This window comes from Corynebacterium canis, from assembly GCF_030408595.1.
Lineage (GTDB): Bacteria > Actinomycetota > Actinomycetes > Mycobacteriales > Mycobacteriaceae > Corynebacterium > Corynebacterium canis.
Genome location: NZ_CP047080.1, coordinates 421,912 through 446,593, shown reverse-complemented (window position 1 = coordinate 446,593; position 24,682 = coordinate 421,912). Strand labels below are relative to the sequence as shown.

Here is a 24,682-nt window from a genome sequence, read left to right as displayed (position 1 = left end):
GCCCCGCACCCGGATGCCGGCTCGCCCCTTAGCATGAGTGCACACCGCTGTGCAAGCCCCACCGGCAAGGGCCCTTCCGCCCCTGTGCTCGCTTTGGACCCTAGATCGTATAACAAGCCCATTGCTTTCTTAAGTTTTTGTTAGCCCGCGGCAACCCGAGAAAAGGCGAAAGCCGCCACACACGGGATAACCTGTGTATGGCGGCTTTGACTTTTGCGTGAGATCTTAACGCTTGGAGTACTGCGGGGCACGACGTGCCTTGTGCAGACCAGCCTTCTTGCGTTCCACGGCGCGCGCGTCACGGGTGAGGAATCCGGCCTTCTTCAGGGCCGGACGATCAGCCGGGTTGTAGGCGTTCAACGCACGGGCGATAGCCAGGCGGAATGCGCCAGCTTGGCCGGTGGGGCCGCCGCCGCGCAGGTTCGCATGGATATCAAACTGGCCTTCGCGGTCGATAAGCACCAGCGGGGCCTTGATCAGCTGCTGGTGCAGCTTGTTCGGGAAGTAGTCTTCCAGGGAACGGCCGTTGCAGATGAACTGGCCGGAACCGGCGACCATGCGCACGCGCACGATGGCGCGCTTGCGGCGACCAACGGTTTGGATCGGGTGGTCCAGCTCGGCCGGCGCAGCGACGGGGGTTTCCTCGACTGCCTCGGTAGCGATGGCATCACCAATGGTGTTGGTGAACTCCTCGGTAGCTGCCTGAGCTGCGGCGATGTCGGCCGCGTCGGCTGCGAGGTTTTCGGTGTTGTTCAGATCGGTCACTGGGCCACCTGCTTGATTTCGTAGGTTTCGGGCTTCTGAGACGCGTACGGATGTTCGGAACCAGCGAAGACGCGGAGCTTCTTCACGGACGCGCGGGTCAGCTTGTTGTGCGGCATCATGCCTTTCACGGCCTCGAAAACCACACGCTCTGGGTGCAATTCCATGGAGCGGCCCAAGGAGAGGGTCTTCAAACCACCCGGGTAGCCGGAGTGGCGGTAACGGAACTCACGTTCCCGCTTGTTGGAGGAAATGTGCACCTTGTCAGCGTTGACGATGATCACGTAGTCGCCGCAGTCAACGTTGGGGGCGAATTGGGGCTTGCCTTTACCGCGGAGCAGGTCAGCGACCTGGCTTGCCAGGCGACCAAGCACCACGTCGGTAGCGTCGATGACGTACCACTTGCGGGTAATGTCACCGCTCTTCGGGTGGTAAGTAGACAACAGGACTCCTTTAAAGTCTGTCTTGGAACTGCCAGCCATCACGTGCTGTAGAAAGTATGTATTACGGCGGCCGGTGGAGACCCGCAATAACTTGGCTGCCCCCACAAATATGGAGGCCCTACACACAGACAACCAACTCTAGTCCAGCGGGGATTCAAACACAAAACCAAAAACGCTCCGCCACCTGTGGCCCCACATGCGGGGAAATCGATACAACCATGGTATGGCCAATTGGGGGCATTGACATACCTCCATCGAACATCTCGCATGCGGGGGCGCAAGCGGCGGAGCGCCTTCATTTCCTCCGGCCGCGCCCTAGGCTGTTGGTTACCTGTGGGACCCAGGGCGCGTGACCTCGGGCCTCATTGAAAGACCTTATCCCCAGCTCGCCGCCGCTTTCCTATTCACTTCGCCCATGCGGTCATTGCCCTCCAACACGGTGGTGGCGATGGTGGCCAAGATATTGTTCAGATCCGCCGCAGCATTGTCCCACTTGGCCTGCGCCGCCTGATACGCAAATGCGGATTCGCCCTCCCAGGTGGCTACCATCGGCTCAAGCTGGCGTTTCAGATCACCCAGCAGGCCATCAATGCTGCGCGAGGTGTTTTGGATATCCGCCGCCGCATTTTGAATCTCCCCAAACGAATACTTAATCGTGTTATACATACCGCCAACTCATTCCTTCTAGTTATAGGGGAAGGCCCTCGCCGCCGATCGACTTTAAAGACATCGCATTATCCGTTTCCGTGCCTTCAAAGGACCCAGCGTTCTGCCGAATATTGTCCGAGATGCTTGTCAACGCTTCCTGCAGGTTGCGCGCCGAAGTGTTCCACCGTTCCATCAGGGCATCAAAATTAATCTGCGCCTCGCCCTGCCAGCTTCCCTGTAAAGAGTCCACCACGCCACGCAGCCGCCCAAGCTCGCTTTGCACCTGAAAATTCACATCGTCCACGCGGCCGGCGGTGGCCACCATGACATCTGCTTCTGTGCGAAACGTATCGTTCATTGTTAAGTCCGACCCTCCTCAAGCTTCCTTGCCTTCAACCTGTTTCGCCTACTTAGACGCGCAATCAACCTCCCGGGGTTCCCTCCGACCCCGGGCCACCCCCATCGAGGTGGATCCGCAGGGTGCCTGCGGCCATCCGACACGCCGCGAGCTGCGGAATCGTCGGCTCCGCCCGCGTATGGCAACCCATGGAAAACTGGTGATCCGACTCCACCCACGTAACCCAGCTCACCGTCGAGCCGTCCCCAGGCGTTTCCCGATAGTCAATCGTGCGCACCGCGTGATCCCGAAACCCCTGCCCCTCGCGCACCTCCAGGGTCGGGTCGCGCTGGACCATCAGCTCCACCTCCCGATACACTGCGTCCGAATTCACGCCATACACGGGATCCGCCGCCAATAGGATCCGCAGCTCCGAATCCGGACCGGTAGCGGTCAACGCCCCATCCTCCCGCTGCTCCAAGCGGAACCCTTCGGGCAGCCGCACCCGCAACGCACCGTGAGCGAATTCCACCCCCGGCAACTCCGCAACTGGTTGCGCACTGGGCTGCACGGTCTCCGACGAGGGCCTCGCTGTGGCTGAATCCACGCTACCGCCCAATTGCGGTTCCGGCCGCGTACCCCACCAGCAGGCCACACCTACACAGCACACCACTGCCCCGATCGCGGGCATAAACCACGCTGGTCTGCGGGGATTACGTGGACGGGGAATATTAAGGCGTTTCGGTGCGCTTGGTTGCATCGGTGGCTTTTCCACATCCTCCTTCACCAATACCCCAACCCCGGCAAACGCCGCGGTGAGCACCGCGACGACGTTTGCAGGGGCGTCGATAACCACCTCCTCGTGGGGCCATCGCTCCTGCAGCAGGTCACGGGCCTGTTCCACGATCTCCTTGGCGGCTTCCCCGCCGTCTTCCGCGACGGCGCTGGCTGTGAGGTCGTACCTGTACGCAGTTTCATCCGCCTCGAAGACCGTCGCCGTATCCAACACCACGATGTTCACTACGCCGCATCCTCCTGCCGTTGCGCCACCTGCCCTACACCTATGACGTTCCCGCGCACGATCCAGGTTCCCCGCCCCGGCGGTTGTGTGACCGGACGCACTCCAAACAGGGGTCCTTCCTCCCGATCCGCGTCCAGAAGCATGACCGCCGGCGATTGGTCCTTCACCGCCCCCAGCAGCGGATCATACAGCGCGCGACCCGCGCCGCCCGATTTCCGGGCCACCACCACATGCAGGCCAATATCCCGTGCGTGCGGCACGAATTCCAGCAAGGGTTGCAGCAACCCCGCGGGCAGCACATCGTAATCGTCCACAACCAGGACGATCTCGGGCCCGCGCCACCAGGAACGCCGCTTCAACTCGGCAGGTGTCACATCCGGACCCGGCAAGCGCTCCCGCATGGTCACCCCCAGTTGGGAGACCGCCCGAGCCGCGCTCTCGGTGGTGGGGCAATAAGCCGCCAGCATATCCGGCCCCACCTCCCCCAGGTGCGTGCGCCGCAGATCCAAAAGCACAATCCGGTAGCGCTCAGGGTCACGCATCCCCGCCATCAACGCAGAAAGGAAGGTGGATTTCCCGGCGCCTTGCGAACCCAAACACACAGCGTGCGGGCTGGTATCCAAGTTCCACGCCCAGGTTTCCAACCGCGGCCCGCCCACCGCGAAGGGAATGCCCGGCGCGCTTGTGGGCGGGAGCGCCGACAAGGCGATGTGCTGCGGCAGGATACGCAAGGCGGGCACCCGGGGCTGGTCGGCAAGCTGCTGGCACACGTGGTGCACGTCCTGATTCCCGGTGAGCGCGATCAGCATGGGCTCCCCCTCTGCGGTCAGCCCGCGCCCCGGCAGATTCGGCAGCTTCAGCTGGGCCTTCCTATCAATCAAGGAATCCATCGGCTCGCCGAGCCGCAGCTCCACGCGTTGCTGCAGCAGGTCTCGCACAGCCGGCCGAATATTGGTCCACCGCGCAGTGCTCACCACCAAGTGCACGCGCGCGGCCAATCCATCGGCGGCGATGCGGGTAACGGACTCCACCAGATCATCGAACTCGTTGGCGATCACATGCCAGCCATCGACCACCAAAAAGGTATGGCGCGGCTCCGGCACGCTCACCAAACCGAGCACCTCATCCACCACGCGCCGCACGCGTTCGGGGTCCTTGCGCCCAGCGACGCCCGCCACGTGCGGCAGCTTCGCCAGCGCGGCCAGGCCCTCGGCGCCACCCAGATCCAAAATATAAAAACGCAGCTGATCGGTGCCATGCGTGAGCGCCAGCGACAGCACCAAGGAACGCAGGGCGGTGGTCTTTCCCGTGCGTGGGCTACCGCACAGCGCGGCGTGCCCTCCGGATCCCGAAAACTGCAGGATAAAGGGGTCCTGGCGTTGCTGAAAAGGGCGGTCGATCAGCCCTAGGACGCAGCCGAGATGCCCGACGCGCGCGACGATACTGGCCAATGGGATCTCCGCGGGCAGGGGCGGCAACCAAATCCGGTGCGCGTGCTTGCCGCGAGCTGAGCGTTGGGCGGCGGCCACCACGGCGTCGAGAAGCATGGCGGTCGGGTGATACTGCGGCTTACGGGGAGCGTCCTCCACTTCCGGCACGATCCACTGATGGAAACGCCGCACCGAAAGTTTCTTATCGACGCCCGCGACAGGCAACGCGGGCAACCGACCGGAAACGTACGCGGCCTGAAAGCGCACCAACGAATCCGAATCGGTACGCATATAGCCCGCGCCCGGGCGAGCCGGCAGATGATACGCATCCACGACACCCAACACTTGGCGGGACTCGGCGGCAGAAAAGGTTTTCAAACCGATGCGGTACGATAAATGCGAATCCAAACCCCGCAGCCGGCCCTCCTCCAGGCGCTGGCTGGCCAACAAGAGGTGCATATGCAGGGACCGCCCAAGCCGACCCACGGCAACGAACAAATCCGCGAAATCGGGGTGTTGGCCGAGCAGCTCCGAAAACTCATCCACCACGATCACCAGGGACGGCAACGGGGCAAGATCGGAGCGGCCAGCCGCGCGCGCCGCGTTATAGTCGGTAACATTGGCGAACTTGCCGGCCTTCCGCAGCACCTCCTGGCGGCGATTCATTTCCCCGCTGATGGCATCATGCATGCGATCCACCAAGGCCTGCTCCTCCGCAAGATTGGTGATCACGGCGCTGGTGTGCGGCAAACGTTCGACGCCGAGGAAAGTGGCGCCACCCTTAAAATCCACCAGGACGAAATTCAATTCGTCCGGATCATGGGTGGCCGCCAATGCCAACACCAGCGTTTTCAATAACTCAGACTTCCCGCTGCCGGTAGCGCCGATACACAAGCCATGCGGACCCACGCCGCCCAAGGCGGATTCCTTTAGATCCAATAGCACGGCGGCCCCGGAATCCTCCGCCACGCCAATGGGAACGGTCAAATGCCCAAACCGGGCGCAATGCTCCCACAACCCGTCAGAATGTTCTAACTCGGCGGGGCTCAGGCCAATCAGACCGAGGAAATCGCGCGGTAGGTTGGTGCGGTCGGCGGTGGCGGGACGTCGACAAGCGGCGAGAGCGCGCGCCAACACCAGCGACTCGGCGACGCGCATGCAGTCGGGCACGCCTATGCCCTCCTCCCCCTCCACTGTATGAATACGCAGGTCAGCATCACAATGAAACGCCAAACCCTCCGCCTGTGCGCGGGCCCCGAGCTCGCTGTGGGGGCGAGAACCGACGTCGATGATGGTGGTAAAACGAGGATCGTCCAGGCAATCCTCCGCGCCGTCCGCAGTCGCCGAATCCACCACCAGCACCCGGTGCAACGCCGCCTCCGGCGAACGGGTGTGCGGGAGCCACTTCAGCCACTCCCAGCCCGCGCCCAACGCCATCACCGAAACCAGCTCTGGGCCATGATGGAACACCAATTGCGCCACCAGCGCGCGGGCAACATCAGCGGCGGACGGGCCGGAAAACGCAAGGAAACGGAAAGGCCCAAGCTGAATCAGAACCGGAACCATGGGAACGGAACCGACCTCGTGGACCGTGCGGCGAAGCGACACCGCACACACAGGGTCTAAATCCTCGGCGGCACCCGAATCTGGGACCTCGACGGGAGTGCACAACGCCGCCGGGCCGAGGCCGATGCGGACCTGCAAGGCGTCCGGGTCCTCTGCGGCACGCTCCCACAGCCGGCGGGTGGAAACCAGCGAAACGAGGTGCCTAGGATCCGGGGCGCGATACAGCTCGTAGGCGCGCTGCGCGTGGGCATTCTCGTTTGCTTGCGCGCGGAGTGCATCCAGGTGGCGCATATAAACTCGCCGCTGCTCATCGGTGTCTTCCGCGGATTGGGGCAAGAACATGGCGAGCATGCCCATACCCATCATCACCGGGAACATAATCATGCCGGGATTCAAACCTGCGCCGGTGTGCGCTCGGCCGGTGATCACCATTAACGCAACCATGCCTACCACCGCCGACACCATGACCAACGGCATCAGCATGCGCAGCAGCGGCTGCGGCTGAGGCCGCACAGCTGGCGGGACGGGATCCGGGGTGAGAGTGCCAGCGGGAAGGGGCGGAGCGGGATCGCGCTCGGACATTCTTAACTGCGGCACGATACGTTCACGCACGCCCGGACGCTGCGAAAATGCGGTGTTCCCCACGATCCTCCCCTTAGTGTTAATTAAAAACCAGTGTAGAACATTTCCTAAGTAGGGGTGCTGGGCGGGTGTAGCGGAAGCTTAAGGAGTCGTGGCGGACAGACGAAGAGGAGGTTATTTTCAAAAACCTTCATATTGACGGCTCACCCGACGAGGAGTTAAATTTGCCATACGACGGGTCGGATACCGAAACGTTGTCGCCTGGAGCCGCGTAAGGCTCCAGAGCTTTGACTGAACCCATTGCCCACCACGTGTTTTCCCCCTAGCCATGGACAGGGAAAACCCAGGTAGCTCCCCGGGTTTCCGCCGGTAACACCCCCGAGCCCCTAGCTCCCGCCACTCCAAAGTGTAGAACGTGAGCTATGGCCGTTGCCGCAGCTTTGAACTCGATGACGTCCGGTGGAGTTCACGCGCGCGTGTGTCACGAGGGGGCGTTATGACCATGAACACCATCCTGCATCTGACCGTCCGATTGGAGGCGCCTGGCACGCACCGGAGACAAGCGGACCTTGCGCTGCCTGCGCATTCGAGCGTCGCTGAAATCTTGGGAGAGGTTTTAGACTTACTACACGCCCCTAGCATTTCCGCGCCTTGGCAGCCGACCACCACGGCCGGCACTGTGTTGGATGCCACCGCCCCATTGTCCGCGCTGCCCCTCACGCACGGCGATATCGTGGTGCTCCGCCCGTTTGCGGACACTCCGGAACCGTTAGTGGTTGATACCGCGGAGGCGTTGGTTTCGGTACCGCTCCCGCACCCTGCCACGCAATTAAGCGCCGCTGCGACGGGCGCGGGTTTGGTGGGTTTTGTGTGGTGGTGTTGGACGCTTCCGCACCACCAGTGGTTGGCGTTTGCCTCCGGCGCATTGGCGTGCGTGACGTTATTGGCCCTGGCCACGCGTTTCGCCTTGAGTTCGCCGGTTTCTCGGTGGGTGTTGGCCTCCGGTACTCCGATCCCGGCGGGGTGCGCGGCGTGGACGTATGTGACGTCCGGCGATGATGGTCGCGGGGCTTTGCTCGTTGCGGGGTTGACGGCGGTGGCGGCGATGGCGTGCGCGTGTGTCGCGGTCCAGGTGGTTTCGTATTGTCCCGCGATGATTAATGCGTGTTGGGGCACGGTGTTGTTTGTGTTGTTGTGCGGGGTGGCGGCGTTTGGCTTGGCCCCGCATGATTTGTGGTTGGCTGGCCCGGCCGCCGCGTGCGTTGGTTTTGCCTTGGTGTCGTTGATTGTGGTGCCGTCGCTTGCTGTGCATATTGCGGGGTGTTCGGTGCCGCGTTTGCCCTCCGCCGGGGAGGATTTTACGGTTGCTGATTCGGGGTCGCCGCCCGCCCAGACCCAAACCAGTGCGCGGCTCGCTGTATTGCTTCTCGACGGCATGGTGCTCGGCCTTAGCTTTTCCGGTTGCGCTGGCATCGCCGCAGCGTGCGTGCTGTGTCCTCCGGGTTCCGCACCGTATGTGGCCGCATTGTGCGCGGCGACGAGCGCGGCGGTGGGGTTCCATGCCATTCGGCATCGTTCCCCGTGGTCCACTTGGGCGTTGTGGGTATGGGCCCTAATGTGCTTGGTGTGTAGCGTGTCCACCCTTCCGCTGGTGGGATTCTTGCTGGTGGCGGGTTGTTTGAGTTGCGTGTTGTGGGCTGGCCGGGTCCCGGAGTTTACGCCTACGCTGGTGTGTTGGTTCGAGCGTTTGGAGGCTTTTGCCATTGCGGTGGCGTTGCCTTTGGCGGCGCACGTGGCGGGGTTGTTTGTGGCAATTCGGGGGTTGGGATGAGTTTTCGTTGCAAGGCGGCGGTGACTGGCCTGATCGTATTGTGCGCCTTGGTGTATTTATTGCGCCCGCCGATCGCCCAGGCGGCGGAGGGGCTGCCGCAGGCGCAATGCCCGCAGGCGCTGCCGGTGGAGTCGTTGCCTGCGGAAACGAAGAGTTCGTGGGCGCGGGCGCATGAGTTTGCCACGGGTGCCGGGGTAAAGGTGGCGGTGATTGATACGGGGATTTATCCGCACCCGTATTTGCCGCAGGTGCAGCCGATCGCGGATCTTGTGGATGGCGCGCGCGAGGGCGCCCTGACGGATTGCGATGGTCACGGCACGGTGGTGGCCGGAGTCCTGGCCGGTCGCGGCCCGTTGGACGGCGTGGCCCCGGATATCGAGCTATTGAGCATCCGCCAAACCTCCAGTTTCGCGCCGTCCGAATCCTCGGCGGGAACCTTGGATTCCCTCGCGGAGGCGATAGAACTGGCGCTCGATCGTGGCGCGCAGATTATTAATGTGTCGGTGGTGTCTTGCGTCCCGGGCCGCGGCCAACCGATGGAAACGGTGCTGGATGGCGCTTTGGCCCGCGCGGAGGAGTTAAACGTGGTGGTGGTCGCGGCCGCGGGGAATGTGACGGCGGAATGCCAACCGGACTCGGCGGTACTACCTGCGCATTCGCCGACGGTCCTGGCGGTGAGCGCCAGCAGCGACGCGCACAATATCGCACCGTATAGCATCCCGGGGCTTGCAGACCATCCGCAGGTGGCGGCATCCGGCCATGTGAAGGTGGCCGCCAGCCCGCGCGATGCGGGGTTTGTGGGCGGGATCGTCGATCCGCAAGGTGGTTCGAGGCCGTTCGAGGGCACGAGTTTCGCCGCCCCGGTGGTCACGGGCACTGCGGCATTGGTGAAGCAGCGTTTCCCGGAGGCCAGCGCCGCCGAGATTCGCGATCGCATTACTAGTAGCGCGGCCCATGGCACGGGCAATGTTGATCCCTATGCCGCCTTAACGTGGTTGCCCACCGGACTCACCCGGCCCGCCGCCGCCCCGCCTATCGACGCCCCTCCCACCGCCCGCACCAACCCCGCCGCCGGCCGCGCCCTGCAGGTGGTTATGGCGCTGCTGGTTGGGGCTGCGCTTTCGGCGCTCTTGTTGCGTCGGCGCCGATAGCCAGGGGCGCGAGAGCCTGATCCCGGTCCAATGCGATGCCCTCGGGCAACAGCTTGATGATCGCCCACGGGGCCGGGCCGGGCGTCTCGATCCCGAGCGCCGCAAGGGCCTCCTTATCGGCAATGGTGTGCCGGGTGCCGTAATCGCTGACCACGATCCAACCGTTTCCGGTATCCACGGGGAGCCCAAGGCCGGGGCCGTGATAGCTGAGCGTTTCGCTGAGCGCGGTGCCTGCCGACGGGGCGTCGATAAGCGAAATATCGCCAGCCTCACCGCTGGCGCACACGGCGCGCTCGGTGGGGTCAAGCCACGTCCGCGGTGCGGCGCTGGGGAGCTCGACATAATCTTTAGCGTCATCGAAATTGTGCGGGGTGGCGCGATCGACGGGGATGCTGCGGAAACCCAGGTCAAGGAGGATATCGCGCTGCACATCGGTCAGGCGCACCACGGCCTGATCGTGCACAAAGAAAGACCCGCCGTCGCCGGTTTCCCAAAGTTCACCGGCGGGCGGGATGCGCACCTCGGGTTGCGCCGCGATGGTATTCAACATCTCCGGGGACGTGCTCCACACCGGGGTTTTCGCGGTAATGCCTAGGCGGCGGCGCACCACGCGGCCCTCCGGAGTGTCGCCGGGCGGGAGCGCCTGACGGCCCTGCGAGGTCACAATATAGGAGATGCCGGCGGCCTCCGTAAATATGGCCTCCCCACCGGCGATGGCCTTCGGGACCTGATCTGCGGCGCGCACCTGGATTCCCTCGCCCAAAGCGCACGCCGACCAGTGCCAACGGTGGGTTGGGTCGGTGTCGATCACACCGGGGGCGTCGATAAGCCCGATGGGGATGCCGCGCGGCATATCGGCGAGGACTTCGGTGGCGGCGCGGGCGGGTTGCTCGGGGGCGCCCACGATCAATTGTGCGGACGTAAGGTTGAACACGGGGTGCAGCCGATCGTCTATGCGAACGTACAATGCGCCGGTCTCGGCGACCACGATGGGGGCGGCGCCGGGGTCAATGCGCGGGACGAACAAGGCGAGCGCCCCGGCACCCAGGCACAGGAGCAGACAGGCCACACCGCCGAACACCGCGGCGCGGCGGCGACGGCCCAGGGGATCGTGGATCATGCGGGTATCCCCGAGCACCAAGCCATGCTCAATGCGGCGTATGAAAAACCTATGGCCAGAGACCTGGGCCTGTGTTGTTGGCGATAGGATCCGCTGATAGTCCACTGAAATCTCCCCGATCCGATTCCCCTTGCCGGGCCAAGTATACTCGGCGCTTATATTTGCGGTGAAAACTCCCAGTTTTTAGCTCACACCACCCCCTAAATGGGGCGCGTCTCAGGTTGTACGATGCCGTTTTTCGATGCTTTGGGCGCTGCAAATCCCCTATAAAAAACGATTACATGAGCACGCTCACGCGATTATACCGAAGAATAATCAATCGTTCTACTCCCTTGAACCTAATAAATACGGGGGAGACAATAGGTTCAGCCTCCCCAAATCTGGTTGGCACCACTTCGAGGAAAGGTCCCCACAATGCTTTCTTGGTTCGATGCAGCGTTCTACAACTTGTCCTGGAATCTCGGTTCCTTCGGCTGGGGCCCCTGCTGGTGGGATGACTGCTGGTGATGCGCCGATAGCCGAACAAACCCCCTGCCGGAGCCGTGTATGCGTGCGACGCCGCTCCACAAGGGGGTTTTTAATGGGAAGCGGCGGGCTGCTCCTGCCAGTGATCGTTGATATCAGCCATATTCGGGGGTTGCGAGGGGGCCTTGATGGGGCGATGGTAATAGGGCTGATCGTATTCCTCGGGGGTGAGCGCCTTGCCTTCCAAGCCCTTTGTGGGTAGATCCGGCAGCCGCTCCGGGGAATTGCCGCGCTCGCGCATCTGATTCAATTGGGCGTCCGTAAAGCGATCATTCACGGCAAACACCACCACATGGCGGTCTTTATACACCGGGGTCACGCCGGCGGTGTGCCACAACCCTTGCTCCATGGGCAGCAGCGGCTCCTGGAAGGCCCAAAAGCTCGGCGGGGAAACGATAATAAACGTGATATTCAGCCGCCGCGCGGCGATATCCGCGAGATTCAGCTCGTCCGGATCCCCATTCGCGCCCATGCCGAGCTTGTCGGGGTGCCAATACACCATATTGGTCGCGGAACTAGTCCCCGTGGCCGGCCACAGGTAATGCGGGAACAGCATGGGCAGGTTGTTGTACGGGTACGCCCACCCGGAGCCTTCCGCCGGGTTGGACAGGATCAGCCCATCGTAGGCGTGGGGTTGCCGCGCCACCCAGCGGTACGCCTTCAGGTCCGTTTCGCTGACCATGCGGCCGTCGCGGGCGGAGGTAATGGCCCAATCGGAACCCTCCTCCATGTCTTTGGTTACCCGCTGCGCCATGCACCAGCCGGCGATCAGCGCCGCGACCACGGACAATGCCACGGAAACCTGGTGGAAACGCCGGAACGGGCCCAGCAGCACCAGCCGCAGCACCACGGCGATGCATACGCCCACGTAGGCGAAGGTGATCATGGCCACCGGCATGATCAGGCGGTGCGCGGTGTTGTAGTGCAGGGCACCGATCATTTCCAACCATTCGCCCCACGGTTTTTCAAAGGGGCGCAGCGAGTTCACGGTCACCCACACGCTCAGCGCATAGCAGGCGGGCAGCCACAGATTACGGCGCCACAGCAGGGCCAGCACCGCGCCCGTCCCGGCCAGCCACAGCACCCAGGAGGCATTGGGGGCTTCATCGGTGTGGCGGGTCATCATTTCGATGGCCATCCACCAGGATTGCGTGCGGGAAACGTTTTCCGTGGCGGTAAAGGATTTCACTTCTTCGCTCTGCCCGGCACCGGCCAGCAGCTGCGGCAGGAACACCGCCACCGCCACGATGCCGGCACCGGCCAGCATGCCGAGGTCTGAAAGCCGATACAGCACATGCTGTTTGCGCGTGGTGGGCCGTTTCGAGGGCGCCCACACCAACCACAGCAGCCACCAGCAGGCCAGCCCCAGGATCACGATGGTGGCCGCCGAGGGGTGCGTCTGCACCATGCCGATAAACGTCACCGCCGCCGCGAACGCCCGCACCTTGACCGCCGGCACGGACATATACAGCGCCAGCACGATCCCCGCCATGCTTACCGCCGCCACATACGGCCACGCCCCCACATAGTTACCGATCCAGAACAACACCGGGCTGCCATACACGGCGATGGCCGCGATGCCCGCCGCGATCTGCGCCGCCAAGCCCCGATTATTCAAAATCCGCCACGCCAGCAACCCCACCGACAAGGGCAAGACCAGCGCGGGCAGCACGATCGCCGTGATATTCGTGGCGGCGATCGGCGACACCCCGGCGTACTCCGCAACCAGGTAGGCACCGGCGTGCCAGGCGGACGGGTAGTACAGCGGCGCCTGACTCTCCAGATTCTGCAGCTCCCCCATGCGCGTCGGCGACGCCACACCCGTTTCCAAAATAAAGCGGATCACGCTGGCGTGCCAGTGCACATCCCACCCTTGGTAGATGTTATCCATCCCGTAACGGGTCTCATCCAGCAATTTCAGCGAGCGGCTCATCAGCAGCCACGCGCCCACCACGGCACCGAGCCCGGGCAGCACCCAGCGGGGGTCGATAATACTACCCGGCTGCCAGGCTTCCCAGAACCGCGGTTTCGGGGCAACCACCTGGGGTTTCGTGGGATCGGGCGCGGGGGCGGGTGGGGCGTTGCGCCGGGCGCGGCGTCGATAAGCAAAAAACGCGAAGCGCCACAGGGCGGCTAACAGGAGTGCGGCCGCCAAAATTATGCACGTTGCGGTGCCGGTAAACGAATACCCCGTCATTCCGTAAAACCACGCGGCGAACCCGAACACTCCAAAACTTGCCGGGACCGCAGCCGCCGCCGCCCATGGAGCCCGCAGCCCAGAAACCCACGTCAGCAGGAAACCGGGAACGGTAAACACCGCCACCGCCACCAACGCCGCACCGTAGATTCCCATGTCGGCTTACCAACTCCTCACCTGTTTCACACCAGCGCCCAAACGCTTTCAGCCGCCGCCCTAAAAATTTAGTTAGAACTCTTTATTGTGGTCAACCTTCCAAGGTACGCACATTTCGCGTTACCGTGGCGCGCTCCGCCAAACACTCGTCCGCAGGATAGTCCACACCGACCAAGGACAAACCCTTCGCGGCCGCCACCGGAACCGCCGAAGAACGCACCCGCTCCTGCAATAATTCCGCAGCAAACCCCGCTTTTCGACGCCCCTCCCCCACCGCCAAACACGCACCGACAAGCGAACGCACCATCGACCAACAAAACGCATCTGCACAAACATGCGCTTCATATAATTCCGGCTCCCAAACGGTGGAAATATCCCGCCAGGAAAACACCTGCAAATCCCTAAGCGTCGTGGCGTTCGGGCGGTGCTTGCAAAAGGCCGCGAAATCATTGAGGCCGAGCAGCGATTCCGCCTCCCGCTGCATCCGCTGCATATCCACCGGCTTGGGCCACACCGTGGTATCCCGGGCGCGCGTGGGGAGGGCGCCGGCCTCGTGGGTGGTCACCCGATACACATAATGCCTGCGTAACGCCGAAAACCTGGCGTCGAATCCGGGCGGGGCGAAGGACACATCGCGCACCCGCACGTCTTCCGGGAGGATCCTGGCCAGGCGGCGAACCAGCCGGCGGGGATCCCCGTCGATGCTGCGCTGATCTAACGAACCCGCCGGGACATCGCAATGCGCCACCTGGTGCGCCGCATGTACACCGGCGTCCGTGCGCCCGGCGACGGTGAGTTGGACGGGGGCCCGCAGGATCAACGAGAGCGTCTCCTCCAACGTGCCCTGGACTGTGCGCAATTCATCCGCGTTGCCTTGCCGCGTTTGGCGAGCCCACCCATGAAAATCCGTGCCGTCGTAGGAAAGGTCTAGGCGCAGGCGGAAAGTATCAGTCACGCTGTCCAATTCTACTTGTCTTTCGCTTGAGTCCAATCAATGTTGCAAACACAAGACCCGCAGCCCAAGCGGGTCTGCGGGTCGGCGCGGAAAGGTTTAGTTTTCCTCAGTGGTCTCCTCGACCTGCTTGGAAGCGGCGGCGCGGGCGGCGCGGGAGGCCTCGGTGCTCACGGTCGGCTCGAGGATGAGCGAGATCTGAGACATCGGGGCGTTGTCGCCCTTGCGGTTTTCCAGCTTGACGATGCGGGTGTAGCCACCCTCACGACCTTCGAACTTGGGAGCGAGCTCGTTGAACAGGCGAGCGACGATCTCCTTGTTCGGGACGTCCTTGAGCACATTACGGCGGTCGGCAACAGTGCCGGCCTTGGCTTTGGTAATGAGCTTTTCCACGTACGGACGCAGCAGCTTGGCCTTGGTGTCCGTGGTCTTGATTGCGCCGTGCTCGATCAGCTGCGCCGCCAGGTTCGAAAGAATCTTCTTCTGGTGGCTAGCAGAACCGCCGAGACGGGGCCCCTTCTTGGGCTTTGGCATGATGTACTCCTCGTGTACGAATATTTGAGCGCGGTGGCTGAGTGCTTTCTACTCGGAATCTTCAGCGTCGAGGTCGATGAAGTCACCGGTTTCCGCGTCGTACCCTTCCAAGGTGGTCGGATCGAAATCCTCGGGAGCGTCCTTCAGGGTGAGGCCCAAGCTGGCGAGCTTGATCTTCACCTCATCGATGGACTTCTGCCCGAAGTTGCGGATGTCCAACAGATCGGATTCGTTGCATTCCGCGAGTTCGCCCACGGTGTGGATCTCTTGGCGCTTCAAGCAATTGTAGGAACGAACGGAGAAGTTCAGGTCCTCAATCGGGATCTTGTAGGACTCGGTGTGTTCGGTCTCTTGGGGAGAGGGGCCGATCTCGATGCCCTCAGCGGCTTCGTTCAGCTCGCGGGCGAGACCGAACAATTCGACGAGGGTTTTGCCAGCAGATGCCATGGCGTCACGAGCGGAGATAGAATTCTTGGTCTCAACATCGATGATGAGCTTGTCAAAGTCGGTGCGCTGCTCAACACGAGTAGCTTCCACCTTGTAGCTCACCTTGAGCACCGGAGAATAGATCTGATCGACCGGGATGCGGCCGATCTCCCCGGAGCCGCCGTACATGGTGGCGGGCACGTAGCCACGGCCACGTTCCACAACCAATTCGATATTGAGGCTGCCTTGCTCATTCAGCGTTGCAATGTGCATATCCGGGTTGTGGATTTCCACATCGGCGGGCGCTTCGATATCGCCCGCGGTGACAACGCCTTCCCCTTCCTTGCGGAGGTACATGACCACCGGCTCGTCGGAAGTGGAGGAAAGCACCATGCCCTTGATGTTCAGGATGATGTCGGAAACGTCTTCCTTCACACCGTTAATAGTGGTGAATTCGTGAAGCACACCGTCGATCTTGACGCTGGTGACTGCCGCACCCGGGATGGAGGACAGCAGCGTCCGACGCAGGGAATTACCCAGGGTGTAACCAAATCCGGGTTCGAGCGGCTCGATGGTGAACCGGGAACGAGCCGGGCCCACAAACTCTTCATTGATTTCAGGGCGCTGGGAAATGAGCATGAGATTCGTTCTCCTTCAATGACGCCCGCTATATGACGTCTATTGGCAACGGATTGAAATGAAGATTCCTTGAGCTGCGGCAACGCAGCCAGAATTACTTCGAGTAGAACTCGACGATCAGCTGCTCTTGCAGCGGCACGTCGATCTGGGCGCGCTCGGGCAGCTGGTGCACGAGGATGCGCAGGGTGGATGGAACGACCTGCAACCAGGCCGGGACGATGGCGTCGACGAGGTTTTCCTGTGCCTCTTCGAACCACAGCATCTTCCGAGACTTCTCACGGACATCAATGATGTCGTACTGGGAAACCTGGAAGGAAGGGACGTTGACCTTCTTGCCATTCACGGTGAAATGACCGTGGGAAACCAGCTGGCGGGCCTGACGGCGGGTGCGCGCCAGACCAGCGCGGTACACCACGTTGTCCAGGCGGGACTCCAGCAGAATCACCAGGTTTTCGCCGGTCTTGCCGGGGCGTCGATTAGCCTCGGCGTAGTAGCGGCGGAACTGCTTTTCCATAACGCCGTACGTGAAGCGAGCCTTCTGCTTTTCTTGCAGCTGCAGCAGGTACTCGGACTCCTTGATGCGCGCGCGGCCAGCCTGTCCCGGAGGGTACGGACGACGCTCAAACGCAACGTCTCCACCGACAAGGTCGACGCGGAGGCGGCGGGACTTACGGGTTGCGGGGCCAGTGTAACGAGCCATTGTAAGTGACCTTTCCTTTCCTACTAAACGCGACGACGCTTCGGCGGACGGCAACCATTGTGGGGCTGCGGAGTCACGTCGTAAATCTGACCAACCTCAAGGCCGGCGGCCGAGAGGGAACGGATAGCGGTTTCACGGCCCGAACCCGGGCCCTTGACGTAGACGTCAACCTTCGTCATGCCATGCTCCATCGCCTTGCGGGCTGCATTTTCGGCGGCCATCTGCGCGGCGAACGGGGTGGACTTGCGGGAACCCTTGAAGCCAACATGGCCGGAGGACGCCCAAGAAATCACAGCACCGTTCGGGTCGGTGATAGACACGATGGTGTTATTAAAGGTGGACTTGATGTATGCGGCACCTTTGGCCACATTCTTTTTTACGACGCGACGGCCAGTGCGGCGCGCGCCAGAGCGTGCTTTAGGAGGCATTCTTTACTTCTTCTTTCCGGCGATCGTCTTCTTCGGACCCTTACGCGTACGCGCATTGGTCTTGGTGCGCTGACCGCGCACGGGCAGGCCACGACGGTGACGCAACCCCTGATAGCAACCAATTTCGATCTTGCGGCGAATATCGGCCTGAACCTGGCGGCGCAGGTCACCCTCCACCTTCCAGGTGGCTTCGATGACGTCACGCAGCGCAGCGATCTGCTCGTCGGTCAGGTTATCGGTACGCAGGTCGGGAGAGATGCCGGTCTCTTCCAGCAGCTTGGCGGCACGGGCGGGGCCGATGCCGTAAATGTAGGTGAGAGCGACCTCCATGCGCTTATTGCGCGGCAGGTCAACTCCAGCAAGGCGTGCCATGTGGCAGTATCCTTTCCGGTTGTTACGGTGGTTTTCTCCTTATTCGTCCCCGCCAGACAACGCTTTGCCCGGACGGATGCCGGACGGTGGGTCGAGATTACGCGAGGCTTCAGCCACCGATGCCGAAGGTGAAGAAAGCAGACGTCCCCGCCTGCCTGGAATAAGGAGGCTTAAAAAAACTTACTTGTAGCGGTAGACGATGCGACCGCGGGTCAAGTCGTACGGAGACAGCTCCACAACGACGCGATCCTCGGGGAGGATACGGATGTAGTGCTGGCGCATCTTGCCACTGATGTGAGCAAGGACTTTGTGCCCGTTGTCAAGCTCGACACGGAACATTGCGTTTGGCAAAGGTTCAACAATGCGTCCCTCTACCTCGATTGCGCCTTCCTTTTTAGCCATATCCTCTGCTTTTCCCCGGCTCAGACTGCCGGATGGGTGTCATAGTGCTACGGTGATGGAACTGTAAACAGTTCACACCACCTAGTAACCCTACACCCCACCTGCACGTTCCCCAAATGTTCAAGGCGTGAGCTGCCACACCCCGACTAAGAAACTCACACTTAGGTTTCATTGTGCGATACGGAAAGCCGATTGCGCAGCCAAGGTTGCTACTCCATGACCGGCCCCAACGGCTTAAACTTCAACCCAAAATATCGCATCAACGCCTCGATCGCGTCCCGGCTTTCAAAACCCTCGATCGTCAACGTCGGATACAATCGCACGCCCTGTGAATCCTCGATCCCCCGCTGATAGTCCATGATATGCACCGCGGAAAACCTCGTGCGCCCGGCCTCCCACGCGCCCGGAAACGGCTTATCCGCGGCGTCGCAAGGCTCCTCTAAAACGATTAACGTTGTGCCGGTGTCGCGGTAGACGCGGTCAATCGTCGTCGCGCACCCCTCCACGTCATTGAAAAGCGTATCGTCGGACGCCTCGTAGGAACTATAAGAAAACGTAGCCCGCGCCGTATCAATCACCCCAAGCCGCGGCAACCCGAGCGCGGCCACATATTCGTTCACCTTGCGATAATCGCCCACGCACACCACGTTAAGGTGCTCCAACGCCCGCGTTTCCGAGGGCGTGCAGGAATCGTAGGCGCCGAAAAGCTCGATGAGGTTGACGGGCACGAAATACTCGTCGATGCGGTGCCGCAGCTCCCCCGTAGTAATCACCGCTGGCGGATCGTAGTCCAGGCGCGACCGCTGAATACCGCCGCCGATATCCGTGCGGGCGCTGGGCGGCGGCAATGTCAGCGAGGGTTGCACGTGTTGGGCGGCTACTACGTCGTGCCGCATCGCCAGCACCGGCGCCAGCGCGGTCACAATGGTGATTACAAAGGCAAGCGCCCAGCAGCAGTTTTCGGTGCCGATCCGGCTGCGTGAGCAACGTTTCGGCGGTGGTTCAAACGCCATACCGCAAGAATATCTAAGCAAGCCCTCACGGTATAATTAGGGTTACCCTTAGCTTTGGTTAAGCTTATCGACGCCGCGCAACTCAGTACACGTAGACCATGTCACCGACCTGCAGGTCCTGGAAATAGGTCACGGCATCATTGTGGTTCAAATGAATGCAACCATGAGACAGCAAGCGCACATCGCCCTCGTGGAACGCGATGCCATTGTTGGTGAAATACACGGAGTACGGCATCGGCGCATTATTGAACTGGCGGCTGACCTCGTTTTGCACCTTGCGCGTCACATGATGCGTGCCCCGGGGGGTTTCCCAACCCTGCGCGCCGGAGGACATCGGCACCGCGCCGTAGGTCACCTGGCCATTGCGCTGCAGCCACGTGCGCTGGCCCGCAAGATCGATGCAAGCGCGCGCGGCGGGCGGGCAGGAACCCGTATCAAAACCGGGATTTGCCACCGGCGCCGCGGGGGCCGGGGCGGTGCGTTCCTGAATCAAACCTGGGAATGCGCCATTCACGGCATTATCGACGGCCCCGCGAGCGGCGTCCGCGATATGCGGCGGCAGGCCCGAAACGCCCTGGTGAACAGCATTTCTAGTATCCCACGCCGTTTGCCGCAACCCTTGGTTGACGGCCTCGCTGGAGCCCTGCACGGAAGCGGACAGCGGATTCGCGGCGGCCGCCGCAGGATTGGAGATCAACCCGACCATGGCAACGCCGGAGGAGGCGCACGCTGCCGTGCGGATCTTTGCTACCGAGGGTTTCGCATGACGTGGTTTATAGAACATGGTTAGACATGCTATACCAAATCACTCATTTAGTTAAGTATTTGCGCGATTTTTCACAGGAATTACTTACGAGGGGTGAGGATTCGGGGGCCCTTTGCGGTCGCCGCAACAGTGTGCTCCCAATGGGATGACCACGAACCATCGAGGGTAACCACGGTCCAATCGTCCTCCAACACCGCGGACTCAGTTGTGCCTAAGGTAAGCATCGGTTCGATGGCCAGAACGCTGCCCTCTTGGATAATCGGACCACGCCCGCCGCGCCCCTCGTTGGCTAGGAACGGGTCCTCGTGCATCGTGCGGCCAATGCCATGCCCGCCATAGCCCGACACAATCCCAAGAGCCACGCCGAAACGTTGTTCGGCCTTGCGGGTGGCTACTTCCAGCGCGTGCGAGACGTCGGTAAGCCTATTACCGGGGAGCATCGCCCGCAGCCCTTCCTGCAGCACCCACTCGGTGGCCTCGTTCAACGCCTGGGCCTGCGCATCGAGTTCGCCCACGCCAAACGTCCACGCCGAATCCCCCACCCAGCCTTCGAACGTAGCGCCGCAATCGATGGACACCAGATCGCCCGCCTGCAACACCGTATCCGCACTCGGAATCCCATGCACGATCACCTCATTCACGGAGGCGCAAATGGAACCCGGGAAGCCCTGATAACCCAGGAACGTGGGGATCGCGCCGGCATTCCTGATGGTCTCCTCCGCGATCGCGTCGAGCTCCAGGGTGGTGACCCCCGGTGCCGCCGCAGCCTTAACCGCCTGCAACGCTTTGCCGACAATCTCCCCTGCCGCCTGCATCGCATCCAACTCCCCTGGACTCTTTGCGGCGATTTTCTTTTTTGAGCGGAAGCCCATGGTGCTACCTTTACAGATCTTCTACGTGTTATGTGTCAACCAATGCTAGACCCCGGCTTGGCTGAGCAACAAAACGCGGATACTCCTTGGTTGCGTTCCTGGCGGTGGGTTGCGCACAACCGCCGACCTGGGGCTGGTCTTTCTATTCTTCATTCGGGAGCCTAACGAAGAAATTCCGGACGAATCACGGCCGAAAACCCCGCAGCTCGTCCTTCCATTCTTCATTGACCACCCCAACGAAGAAATTCCGGACGATCGCAGGTCAACGGCTGCATACAACCCATCCTTCAACAGCAAAAACGCCCCACCACCTTCCGGCAGCGGGGCGAATTGAGCTTCTAGCTAGGCATTAAGGGCCTCGAGCGTACGGGCCAGGATCTCGTCCACGGTGCCTTCCGCCTCGATGGTGATCAATTGATCCCCGTAGTGGCCGATTAGCGGCGCGGTCTCATCCCGGTACACGCCCAGGCGAGTGCGGATCGTCTCCTCGTTATCGTCGGCGCGTCCGCGGGACAGCATGCGCTCCACCACCACGTCCTCGGAAACCCGGTATTCGATCACACCATCGAGCTTATGGCCGTGCTTGCCAAGGATGCCTTCCAGCAATTCGGCCTGTTCCACGGTGCGCGGAAAGCCGTCGAGCAGGAACCCGTTCGCGGCGTCAGCTTCGTCCAAGCGGGATTCCACCATGCGTGCGGTCACGTCGGTTGGAACAAGCTTTCCCGCATCGATGTACTGCTTGGCCTCGATGCCGAGGGGAGTACCTTCACCAATATTGGCGCGGAATAGGTCGCCGGTGGAAATGTGCGGAACACCCAAGCGCTCGGAAAGAATGGCGGCTTGAGTGCCTTTTCCGGCACCGGGAGGACCAAGGAGTACGAGTCTCATTTGAGGAACCCTTCATAGTTACTTTGTAGGAGCTGACTCTCGATCTGCTTCACAGTAGTCAGCGCCACAGACACGAGGATCAGAATCGCGGTACCACCAAACGGGGTGGAACCAGCGTTCGTGGTCCCTACCCCCAAGTCCAACATAATGTTCGGGAGCACCGCGATAATTCCAAGGTACAGGGCACCCACAAATAACAAGCGATTCATCACATAACCGAGGTACTGTGCCGTCGGCCGCCCTGGGCGAATGCCCGGGATAAAACCGCCGTACTTCTTCATGTTATCTGCCTGCTCAGTGGGGTCGTACTGCACGGAAACGTAGAAGTACGAGAAGAAGATAATCAGCACAAAGTACAGCAAAATGTACTGCCACGAAGAGGGGGTCTGCAGGAACTGGATCACGTTCCGCTGCCACCAGTTATCGCTCACCTGCGTCTGCCCGGATTGCACGATCTGGGTGATCAACACCGGCACATAGATCAGCGAGGACGCGAAGATCACGGGGATCACGCCCGCCTGGTTCACCTTCAGCGGCAGGTAGGTGGAGGTACCCCCGTATTGGCGCCGTCCGACCATGCGTTTGGCGTATTGCACGGGGATGCGGCGCTGGCCTTGCTCGATGAACACAACGCCCACAACCAAGATGATTACGGCCACCAACACCAGTGCGAACACGCCGCCCCCAGAGCTGGCGAGGATGCCCGCGCCGTCGGAAGGCAACCGGGTGGCAATACCGGCGAAGATCAGCAGCGACATACCGTTGCCGATGCCCTTTTCGGTCATCAGTTCGCCGATCCACATCACCAGCACCGCGCCCGCCGTCATGGTCAGCACGAGCACCACAAGGTCGAACACGCCGCGATCTGCGCGCAGCACTTCCACGCCGGTGCCTAGAAGCTGCCCACGGTCGGCCAGCGCCACGATGCCCGCGGATTGCAGCAACGCCAACCCCACGGTGAGGTACCTGGTGTATTGCATCATCTTGGATTGCCCCGCTTGGCCCTCCTTTTTCAGCTCCTCAAAGTGGGGGATTACCACGGTGAGCAATTGCACGATGATGGATGCCGTGATGTACGGCATGATGCCGATAGCAAAGACGGACAGTTGCAATAGCGCGCCACCCGAAAACAGGTTGATCAGCGAATATACACTGGACTGATCTTGCGTAAGCTCCCGCAGGCGACCGCTAATAGACGCATAATCTACGCCCGGTGACGGGATTTGGGCACCGATCCGGTACAGCACGATCATGGCGATCGTAAACAGGATCTTTTTGCGCAGATCAGCGTCCTTAAATGCCGATACTAAGGCGGACACATATCCTCCTGGCCACCCACTTAGGTGCCGTGAATAGTCCCGAGTGGGCAGGTTGTGTGATTAGTTTGGTTCCGCGCACCACGATCGGCGCGCAAAGTTCATAGACTGCACAATCCTAGCAGCATCAACAAGGCGACGCCTAGCTTGGACCCCATCAGGGCCCGCTTAAGTAGGCTTACCTCGCGGTTTTATGCCTCACACAATGGATTCAGGTTATCGGCCACCCCCGCTTATCGACGCCCCGCCTACCCCACCCATGCGAAAACCCCCGACGTTTTCCATTCGGGGGTTGTCGCGATCCTAGTAGCCTTAAGCTTCCGTGACGGAGCCGCCAGCTGCTTCGATCTTCTCCTTTGCGGAGCGGGAGAACTTGGTGGCGGTAACGTTCAACGCTACGTTGAGGTCACCGTTGCCCAGGATCTTCACCGGTTGCTTCTTGCGGGCCAAGCCGGCACCAACAATGTCCGAGATCTTGATCTCGCCACCGTTGGGGAATGCCTTTTCCAGGTCGGCAACGTTGACCACCTGGAAGACAACCTTATTGGGGTTCTTGAAGCCCTTGAGCTTCGGCAGGCGCATGTGCAGTGGCATTTGGCCACCTTCGAATGCTGCCGAAACCTGCTTGCGAGCCTTGGTACCCTTGGTACCGCGACCAGCGGTTTTACCCTTGGAGGCCTCACCGCGGCCGACGCGGGTCTTGGCCTTGTTGGCGCCCGGTGCCGGGCGCAGGTCGTGGAGCTTAATTGGTTCGCTCATGTTGTACCTACTCCCCCGCCACTTCTTCGACCTCAACCATGTGGCGCACCACGTTGATCATGCCGCGAACCTGGGGGGTGTCGGGGCGGACCACACTGTGGCGAATGCGCTTCAGGCCAAGGCTGCGCAGCGATTCCTTCTGATTCTTCTTGGCACCGACGGTGCCCTTGGTTTGAGTAATCTTCAGGGCCATGATTTACGCCTCCTGACCTGCGCGTGCGCGCAGCATGCGTGCCGGGGCAACCTCTTCGAGGGTCTTGCCGCGGCGGGCTGCGACCTCTTCGGGGCGGACCAGCTGCTTCAGGCCATCCACGGTGGCGTGGACGACGTTGATGGCGTTGTCAGAGCCGAGAGACTTGCACAGGATGTCCTGCACACCGGCGCATTCCAGCACGGGGCGGGCGGCGCCACCGGCGATCACACCGGTACCGGGGGCGGCCGGGCGCATCATCACGATGCCGGCGGCTGCCTCCCCCTGGACGGGGTGGGTGATGGTGCCCGCCACCATCGGGACGCGGAAGAAGTTCTTACGTGCTTCTTCAGCGCCCTTTTGGATTGCGGCGGGAACTTCCTTGGCCTTGCCGTAGCCTACGCCGACCATGCCTTGGCCGTCACCGACGATGACCAAGGCGGTGAAGCTGAAGCGACGGCCACCCTTGACCACCTTGGAGACACGGTTGATGGTGACAACGCGCTCGATGTACTGCGAGCGCTCGTCCTGCTGCTGGTTGCGACGGTCGTCGCGGTTGCGGCCCCGACGCTCGTTGCGGTTTTCGTTGGTATTGTCGGCGGAGCGTCCGCCGTCACGCCGTTCACGTCCCGGCATTACGCGTTCCTTCCGTTGAT

At 61.7% G+C, this 24,682-nt stretch carries 25 protein-coding genes; 2 read left to right on the top strand and 23 right to left on the bottom strand.

Annotated features, from left to right (window positions below):
- Positions 1-225 precede the first annotated feature (225 nt).
- From rpsI to eccCa, 6 genes are all read right to left on the bottom strand, one after another.
- Positions 226-765 (bottom strand): 30S ribosomal protein S9, encoded by a 540-nt coding sequence (gene rpsI / locus CCANI_RS02030; protein WP_146325357.1) that lies wholly within the window; start codon positions 763-765, stop codon positions 226-228.
- Positions 762-1,205, bottom strand: coding sequence for a 50S ribosomal protein L13 (gene rplM / locus CCANI_RS02025; RefSeq protein ID WP_146325356.1), 444 nt, complete (start codon positions 1,203-1,205; stop codon positions 762-764). Before rplM ends, rpsI begins: the two co-directional genes overlap by 4 nt.
- 375 nt (positions 1,206-1,580) lie before the next feature.
- On the bottom strand, positions 1,581-1,871 hold the full coding sequence (locus CCANI_RS02020; protein ID WP_146325355.1) for a WXG100 family type VII secretion target: 291 nt from the start codon (positions 1,869-1,871) through the stop codon (positions 1,581-1,583).
- Positions 1,872-1,893: 22 nt separating this feature from the next.
- The gene (locus CCANI_RS02015; protein ID WP_146325354.1) at positions 1,894-2,211 is read right to left on the bottom strand and encodes a WXG100 family type VII secretion target; all 318 of its coding nucleotides are present in this window, start codon (positions 2,209-2,211) and stop codon (positions 1,894-1,896) included.
- A gap of 64 nt (positions 2,212-2,275) precedes the next feature.
- Positions 2,276-3,211: a type VII secretion-associated protein gene (locus CCANI_RS02010; protein WP_146325353.1), complete on the bottom strand. Its 936-nt coding sequence runs from the start codon at positions 3,209-3,211 to the stop codon at positions 2,276-2,278.
- Positions 3,211-6,789, bottom strand: a complete 3,579-nt coding sequence (eccCa, locus tag CCANI_RS02005) for a type VII secretion protein EccCa (protein ID WP_146325360.1) — start codon at positions 6,787-6,789, stop codon at positions 3,211-3,213. The genes CCANI_RS02010 and eccCa overlap by 1 nt, the downstream gene beginning before the upstream one ends.
- Positions 6,790-7,285: 496 nt before the next feature.
- Here eccCa and eccD point away from each other — a divergent pair, with 496 nt between their 5' ends.
- Together eccD and mycP are read left to right on the top strand one after the other, a co-directional pair.
- Complete coding sequence (gene eccD, locus CCANI_RS02000) at positions 7,286-8,620, top strand: type VII secretion integral membrane protein EccD (RefSeq protein WP_146325352.1); 1,335 nt, start codon at positions 7,286-7,288, stop codon at positions 8,618-8,620.
- Positions 8,617-9,771: a type VII secretion-associated serine protease mycosin gene (mycP, locus tag CCANI_RS01995; RefSeq protein ID WP_146325351.1), complete on the top strand. Its 1,155-nt coding sequence runs from the start codon at positions 8,617-8,619 to the stop codon at positions 9,769-9,771. Before eccD ends, mycP begins: the two co-directional genes overlap by 4 nt.
- Here mycP and eccB read toward each other — a convergent pair.
- From eccB to rpsE, 17 genes are all read right to left on the bottom strand, one after another.
- A complete protein-coding gene (gene eccB, locus CCANI_RS01990; RefSeq protein ID WP_186750351.1) occupies positions 9,713-10,996 on the bottom strand; it encodes a type VII secretion protein EccB in 1,284 nt (427 codons plus the stop codon). The genes mycP and eccB overlap by 59 nt on opposite strands.
- A gap of 472 nt (positions 10,997-11,468) precedes the next feature.
- Entirely contained in the window at positions 11,469-13,769 is a 2,301-nt protein-coding gene (locus CCANI_RS01985) for a DUF6541 family protein (protein WP_146325349.1), read from the bottom strand.
- 91 nt (positions 13,770-13,860) lie between these two features.
- Positions 13,861-14,733 (bottom strand): tRNA pseudouridine synthase A, encoded by an 873-nt coding sequence (locus CCANI_RS01980; RefSeq protein ID WP_146325348.1) that lies wholly within the window; start codon positions 14,731-14,733, stop codon positions 13,861-13,863.
- An 87-nt stretch (positions 14,734-14,820) separates the two neighbouring features.
- A complete protein-coding gene (rplQ, locus tag CCANI_RS01975) occupies positions 14,821-15,255 on the bottom strand; it encodes a 50S ribosomal protein L17 (protein ID WP_146325347.1) in 435 nt (144 codons plus the stop codon).
- A 48-nt stretch (positions 15,256-15,303) separates the two neighbouring features.
- Positions 15,304-16,320, bottom strand: a complete 1,017-nt coding sequence (locus CCANI_RS01970; RefSeq protein ID WP_146325346.1) for a DNA-directed RNA polymerase subunit alpha — start codon at positions 16,318-16,320, stop codon at positions 15,304-15,306.
- A gap of 94 nt (positions 16,321-16,414) precedes the next feature.
- On the bottom strand, positions 16,415-17,020 hold the full coding sequence (rpsD, locus tag CCANI_RS01965; protein WP_146325345.1) for a 30S ribosomal protein S4: 606 nt from the start codon (positions 17,018-17,020) through the stop codon (positions 16,415-16,417).
- Positions 17,021-17,043: 23 nt separating this feature from the next.
- Positions 17,044-17,448, bottom strand: coding sequence for a 30S ribosomal protein S11 (rpsK, locus tag CCANI_RS01960; protein ID WP_146325344.1), 405 nt, complete (start codon positions 17,446-17,448; stop codon positions 17,044-17,046).
- A gap of 3 nt (positions 17,449-17,451) precedes the next feature.
- The gene (gene rpsM / locus CCANI_RS01955; protein WP_020975609.1) at positions 17,452-17,820 is read right to left on the bottom strand and encodes a 30S ribosomal protein S13; all 369 of its coding nucleotides are present in this window, start codon (positions 17,818-17,820) and stop codon (positions 17,452-17,454) included.
- 180 nt (positions 17,821-18,000) lie between these two features.
- Positions 18,001-18,222, bottom strand: coding sequence for a translation initiation factor IF-1 (gene infA, locus CCANI_RS01950; RefSeq protein ID WP_005519800.1), 222 nt, complete (start codon positions 18,220-18,222; stop codon positions 18,001-18,003).
- 209 nt (positions 18,223-18,431) lie between these two features.
- Complete coding sequence (locus tag CCANI_RS01945; RefSeq protein WP_146325343.1) at positions 18,432-19,235, bottom strand: hypothetical protein; 804 nt, start codon at positions 19,233-19,235, stop codon at positions 18,432-18,434.
- A gap of 82 nt (positions 19,236-19,317) precedes the next feature.
- Entirely contained in the window at positions 19,318-20,019 is a 702-nt protein-coding gene (locus CCANI_RS01940) for a L,D-transpeptidase (protein WP_146325342.1), read from the bottom strand.
- Positions 20,020-20,081: 62 nt separating this feature from the next.
- Entirely contained in the window at positions 20,082-20,873 is a 792-nt protein-coding gene (map, locus tag CCANI_RS01935) for a type I methionyl aminopeptidase (RefSeq protein ID WP_146325341.1), read from the bottom strand.
- Positions 20,874-21,215: 342 nt separating this feature from the next.
- Positions 21,216-21,761, bottom strand: coding sequence for an adenylate kinase (locus CCANI_RS01930; protein WP_146325340.1), 546 nt, complete (start codon positions 21,759-21,761; stop codon positions 21,216-21,218).
- Complete coding sequence (gene secY / locus CCANI_RS01925) at positions 21,758-23,080, bottom strand: preprotein translocase subunit SecY (RefSeq protein WP_146325339.1); 1,323 nt, start codon at positions 23,078-23,080, stop codon at positions 21,758-21,760. The genes CCANI_RS01930 and secY overlap by 4 nt, the downstream gene beginning before the upstream one ends.
- 309 nt (positions 23,081-23,389) lie before the next feature.
- On the bottom strand, positions 23,390-23,836 hold the full coding sequence (gene rplO / locus CCANI_RS01920; protein WP_146325338.1) for a 50S ribosomal protein L15: 447 nt from the start codon (positions 23,834-23,836) through the stop codon (positions 23,390-23,392).
- Positions 23,837-23,843: 7 nt separating this feature from the next.
- Positions 23,844-24,029 (bottom strand): 50S ribosomal protein L30, encoded by a 186-nt coding sequence (gene rpmD, locus CCANI_RS01915; protein WP_146325337.1) that lies wholly within the window; start codon positions 24,027-24,029, stop codon positions 23,844-23,846.
- 3 nt (positions 24,030-24,032) lie between these two features.
- The gene (gene rpsE, locus CCANI_RS01910; RefSeq protein ID WP_146325336.1) at positions 24,033-24,662 is read right to left on the bottom strand and encodes a 30S ribosomal protein S5; all 630 of its coding nucleotides are present in this window, start codon (positions 24,660-24,662) and stop codon (positions 24,033-24,035) included.
- Positions 24,663-24,682: the final 20 nt, after the last annotated feature.

Bases quoted from the DNA above. Each gene is read 5' to 3' on its own strand.
- CCANI_RS02020 (WP_146325355.1), bottom strand. From the start codon at position 1,871: ATGTATAACACGATTAAGTATTCGTTTGGGGAGATTCAAAATGCGGCG.
- CCANI_RS02015 (WP_146325354.1), bottom strand. From the start codon at position 2,211: ATGAACGATACGTTTCGCACAGAAGCAGATGTCATGGTGGCCACCGCC.
- eccCa (WP_146325360.1), bottom strand. From the start codon at position 6,789: ATGTCCGAGCGCGATCCCGCTCCGCCCCTTCCCGCTGGCACTCTCACC.
- eccD (WP_146325352.1), top strand. From the start codon at position 7,286: ATGACCATGAACACCATCCTGCATCTGACCGTCCGATTGGAGGCGCCT.
- mycP (WP_146325351.1), top strand. From the start codon at position 8,617: ATGAGTTTTCGTTGCAAGGCGGCGGTGACTGGCCTGATCGTATTGTGC.
- CCANI_RS01985 (WP_146325349.1), bottom strand. From the start codon at position 13,769: ATGGGAATCTACGGTGCGGCGTTGGTGGCGGTGGCGGTGTTTACCGTT.
- rplQ (WP_146325347.1), bottom strand. From the start codon at position 15,255: ATGCCAAAGCCCAAGAAGGGGCCCCGTCTCGGCGGTTCTGCTAGCCAC.
- CCANI_RS01970 (WP_146325346.1), bottom strand. From the start codon at position 16,320: ATGCTCATTTCCCAGCGCCCTGAAATCAATGAAGAGTTTGTGGGCCCG.
- rpsD (WP_146325345.1), bottom strand. From the start codon at position 17,020: ATGGCTCGTTACACTGGCCCCGCAACCCGTAAGTCCCGCCGCCTCCGC.
- rpsK (WP_146325344.1), bottom strand. From the start codon at position 17,448: ATGCCTCCTAAAGCACGCTCTGGCGCGCGCCGCACTGGCCGTCGCGTC.
- rpsM (WP_020975609.1), bottom strand. From the start codon at position 17,820: ATGGCACGCCTTGCTGGAGTTGACCTGCCGCGCAATAAGCGCATGGAG.
- infA (WP_005519800.1), bottom strand. From the start codon at position 18,222: ATGGCTAAAAAGGAAGGCGCAATCGAGGTAGAGGGACGCATTGTTGAA.
- CCANI_RS01945 (WP_146325343.1), bottom strand. From the start codon at position 19,235: ATGGCGTTTGAACCACCGCCGAAACGTTGCTCACGCAGCCGGATCGGC.
- CCANI_RS01940 (WP_146325342.1), bottom strand. From the start codon at position 20,019: ATGTTCTATAAACCACGTCATGCGAAACCCTCGGTAGCAAAGATCCGC.
- map (WP_146325341.1), bottom strand. From the start codon at position 20,873: ATGGGCTTCCGCTCAAAAAAGAAAATCGCCGCAAAGAGTCCAGGGGAG.
- CCANI_RS01930 (WP_146325340.1), bottom strand. From the start codon at position 21,761: ATGAGACTCGTACTCCTTGGTCCTCCCGGTGCCGGAAAAGGCACTCAA.
- rplO (WP_146325338.1), bottom strand. From the start codon at position 23,836: ATGAGCGAACCAATTAAGCTCCACGACCTGCGCCCGGCACCGGGCGCC.
- rpmD (WP_146325337.1), bottom strand. From the start codon at position 24,029: ATGGCCCTGAAGATTACTCAAACCAAGGGCACCGTCGGTGCCAAGAAG.
- rpsE (WP_146325336.1), bottom strand. From the start codon at position 24,662: ATGCCGGGACGTGAACGGCGTGACGGCGGACGCTCCGCCGACAATACC.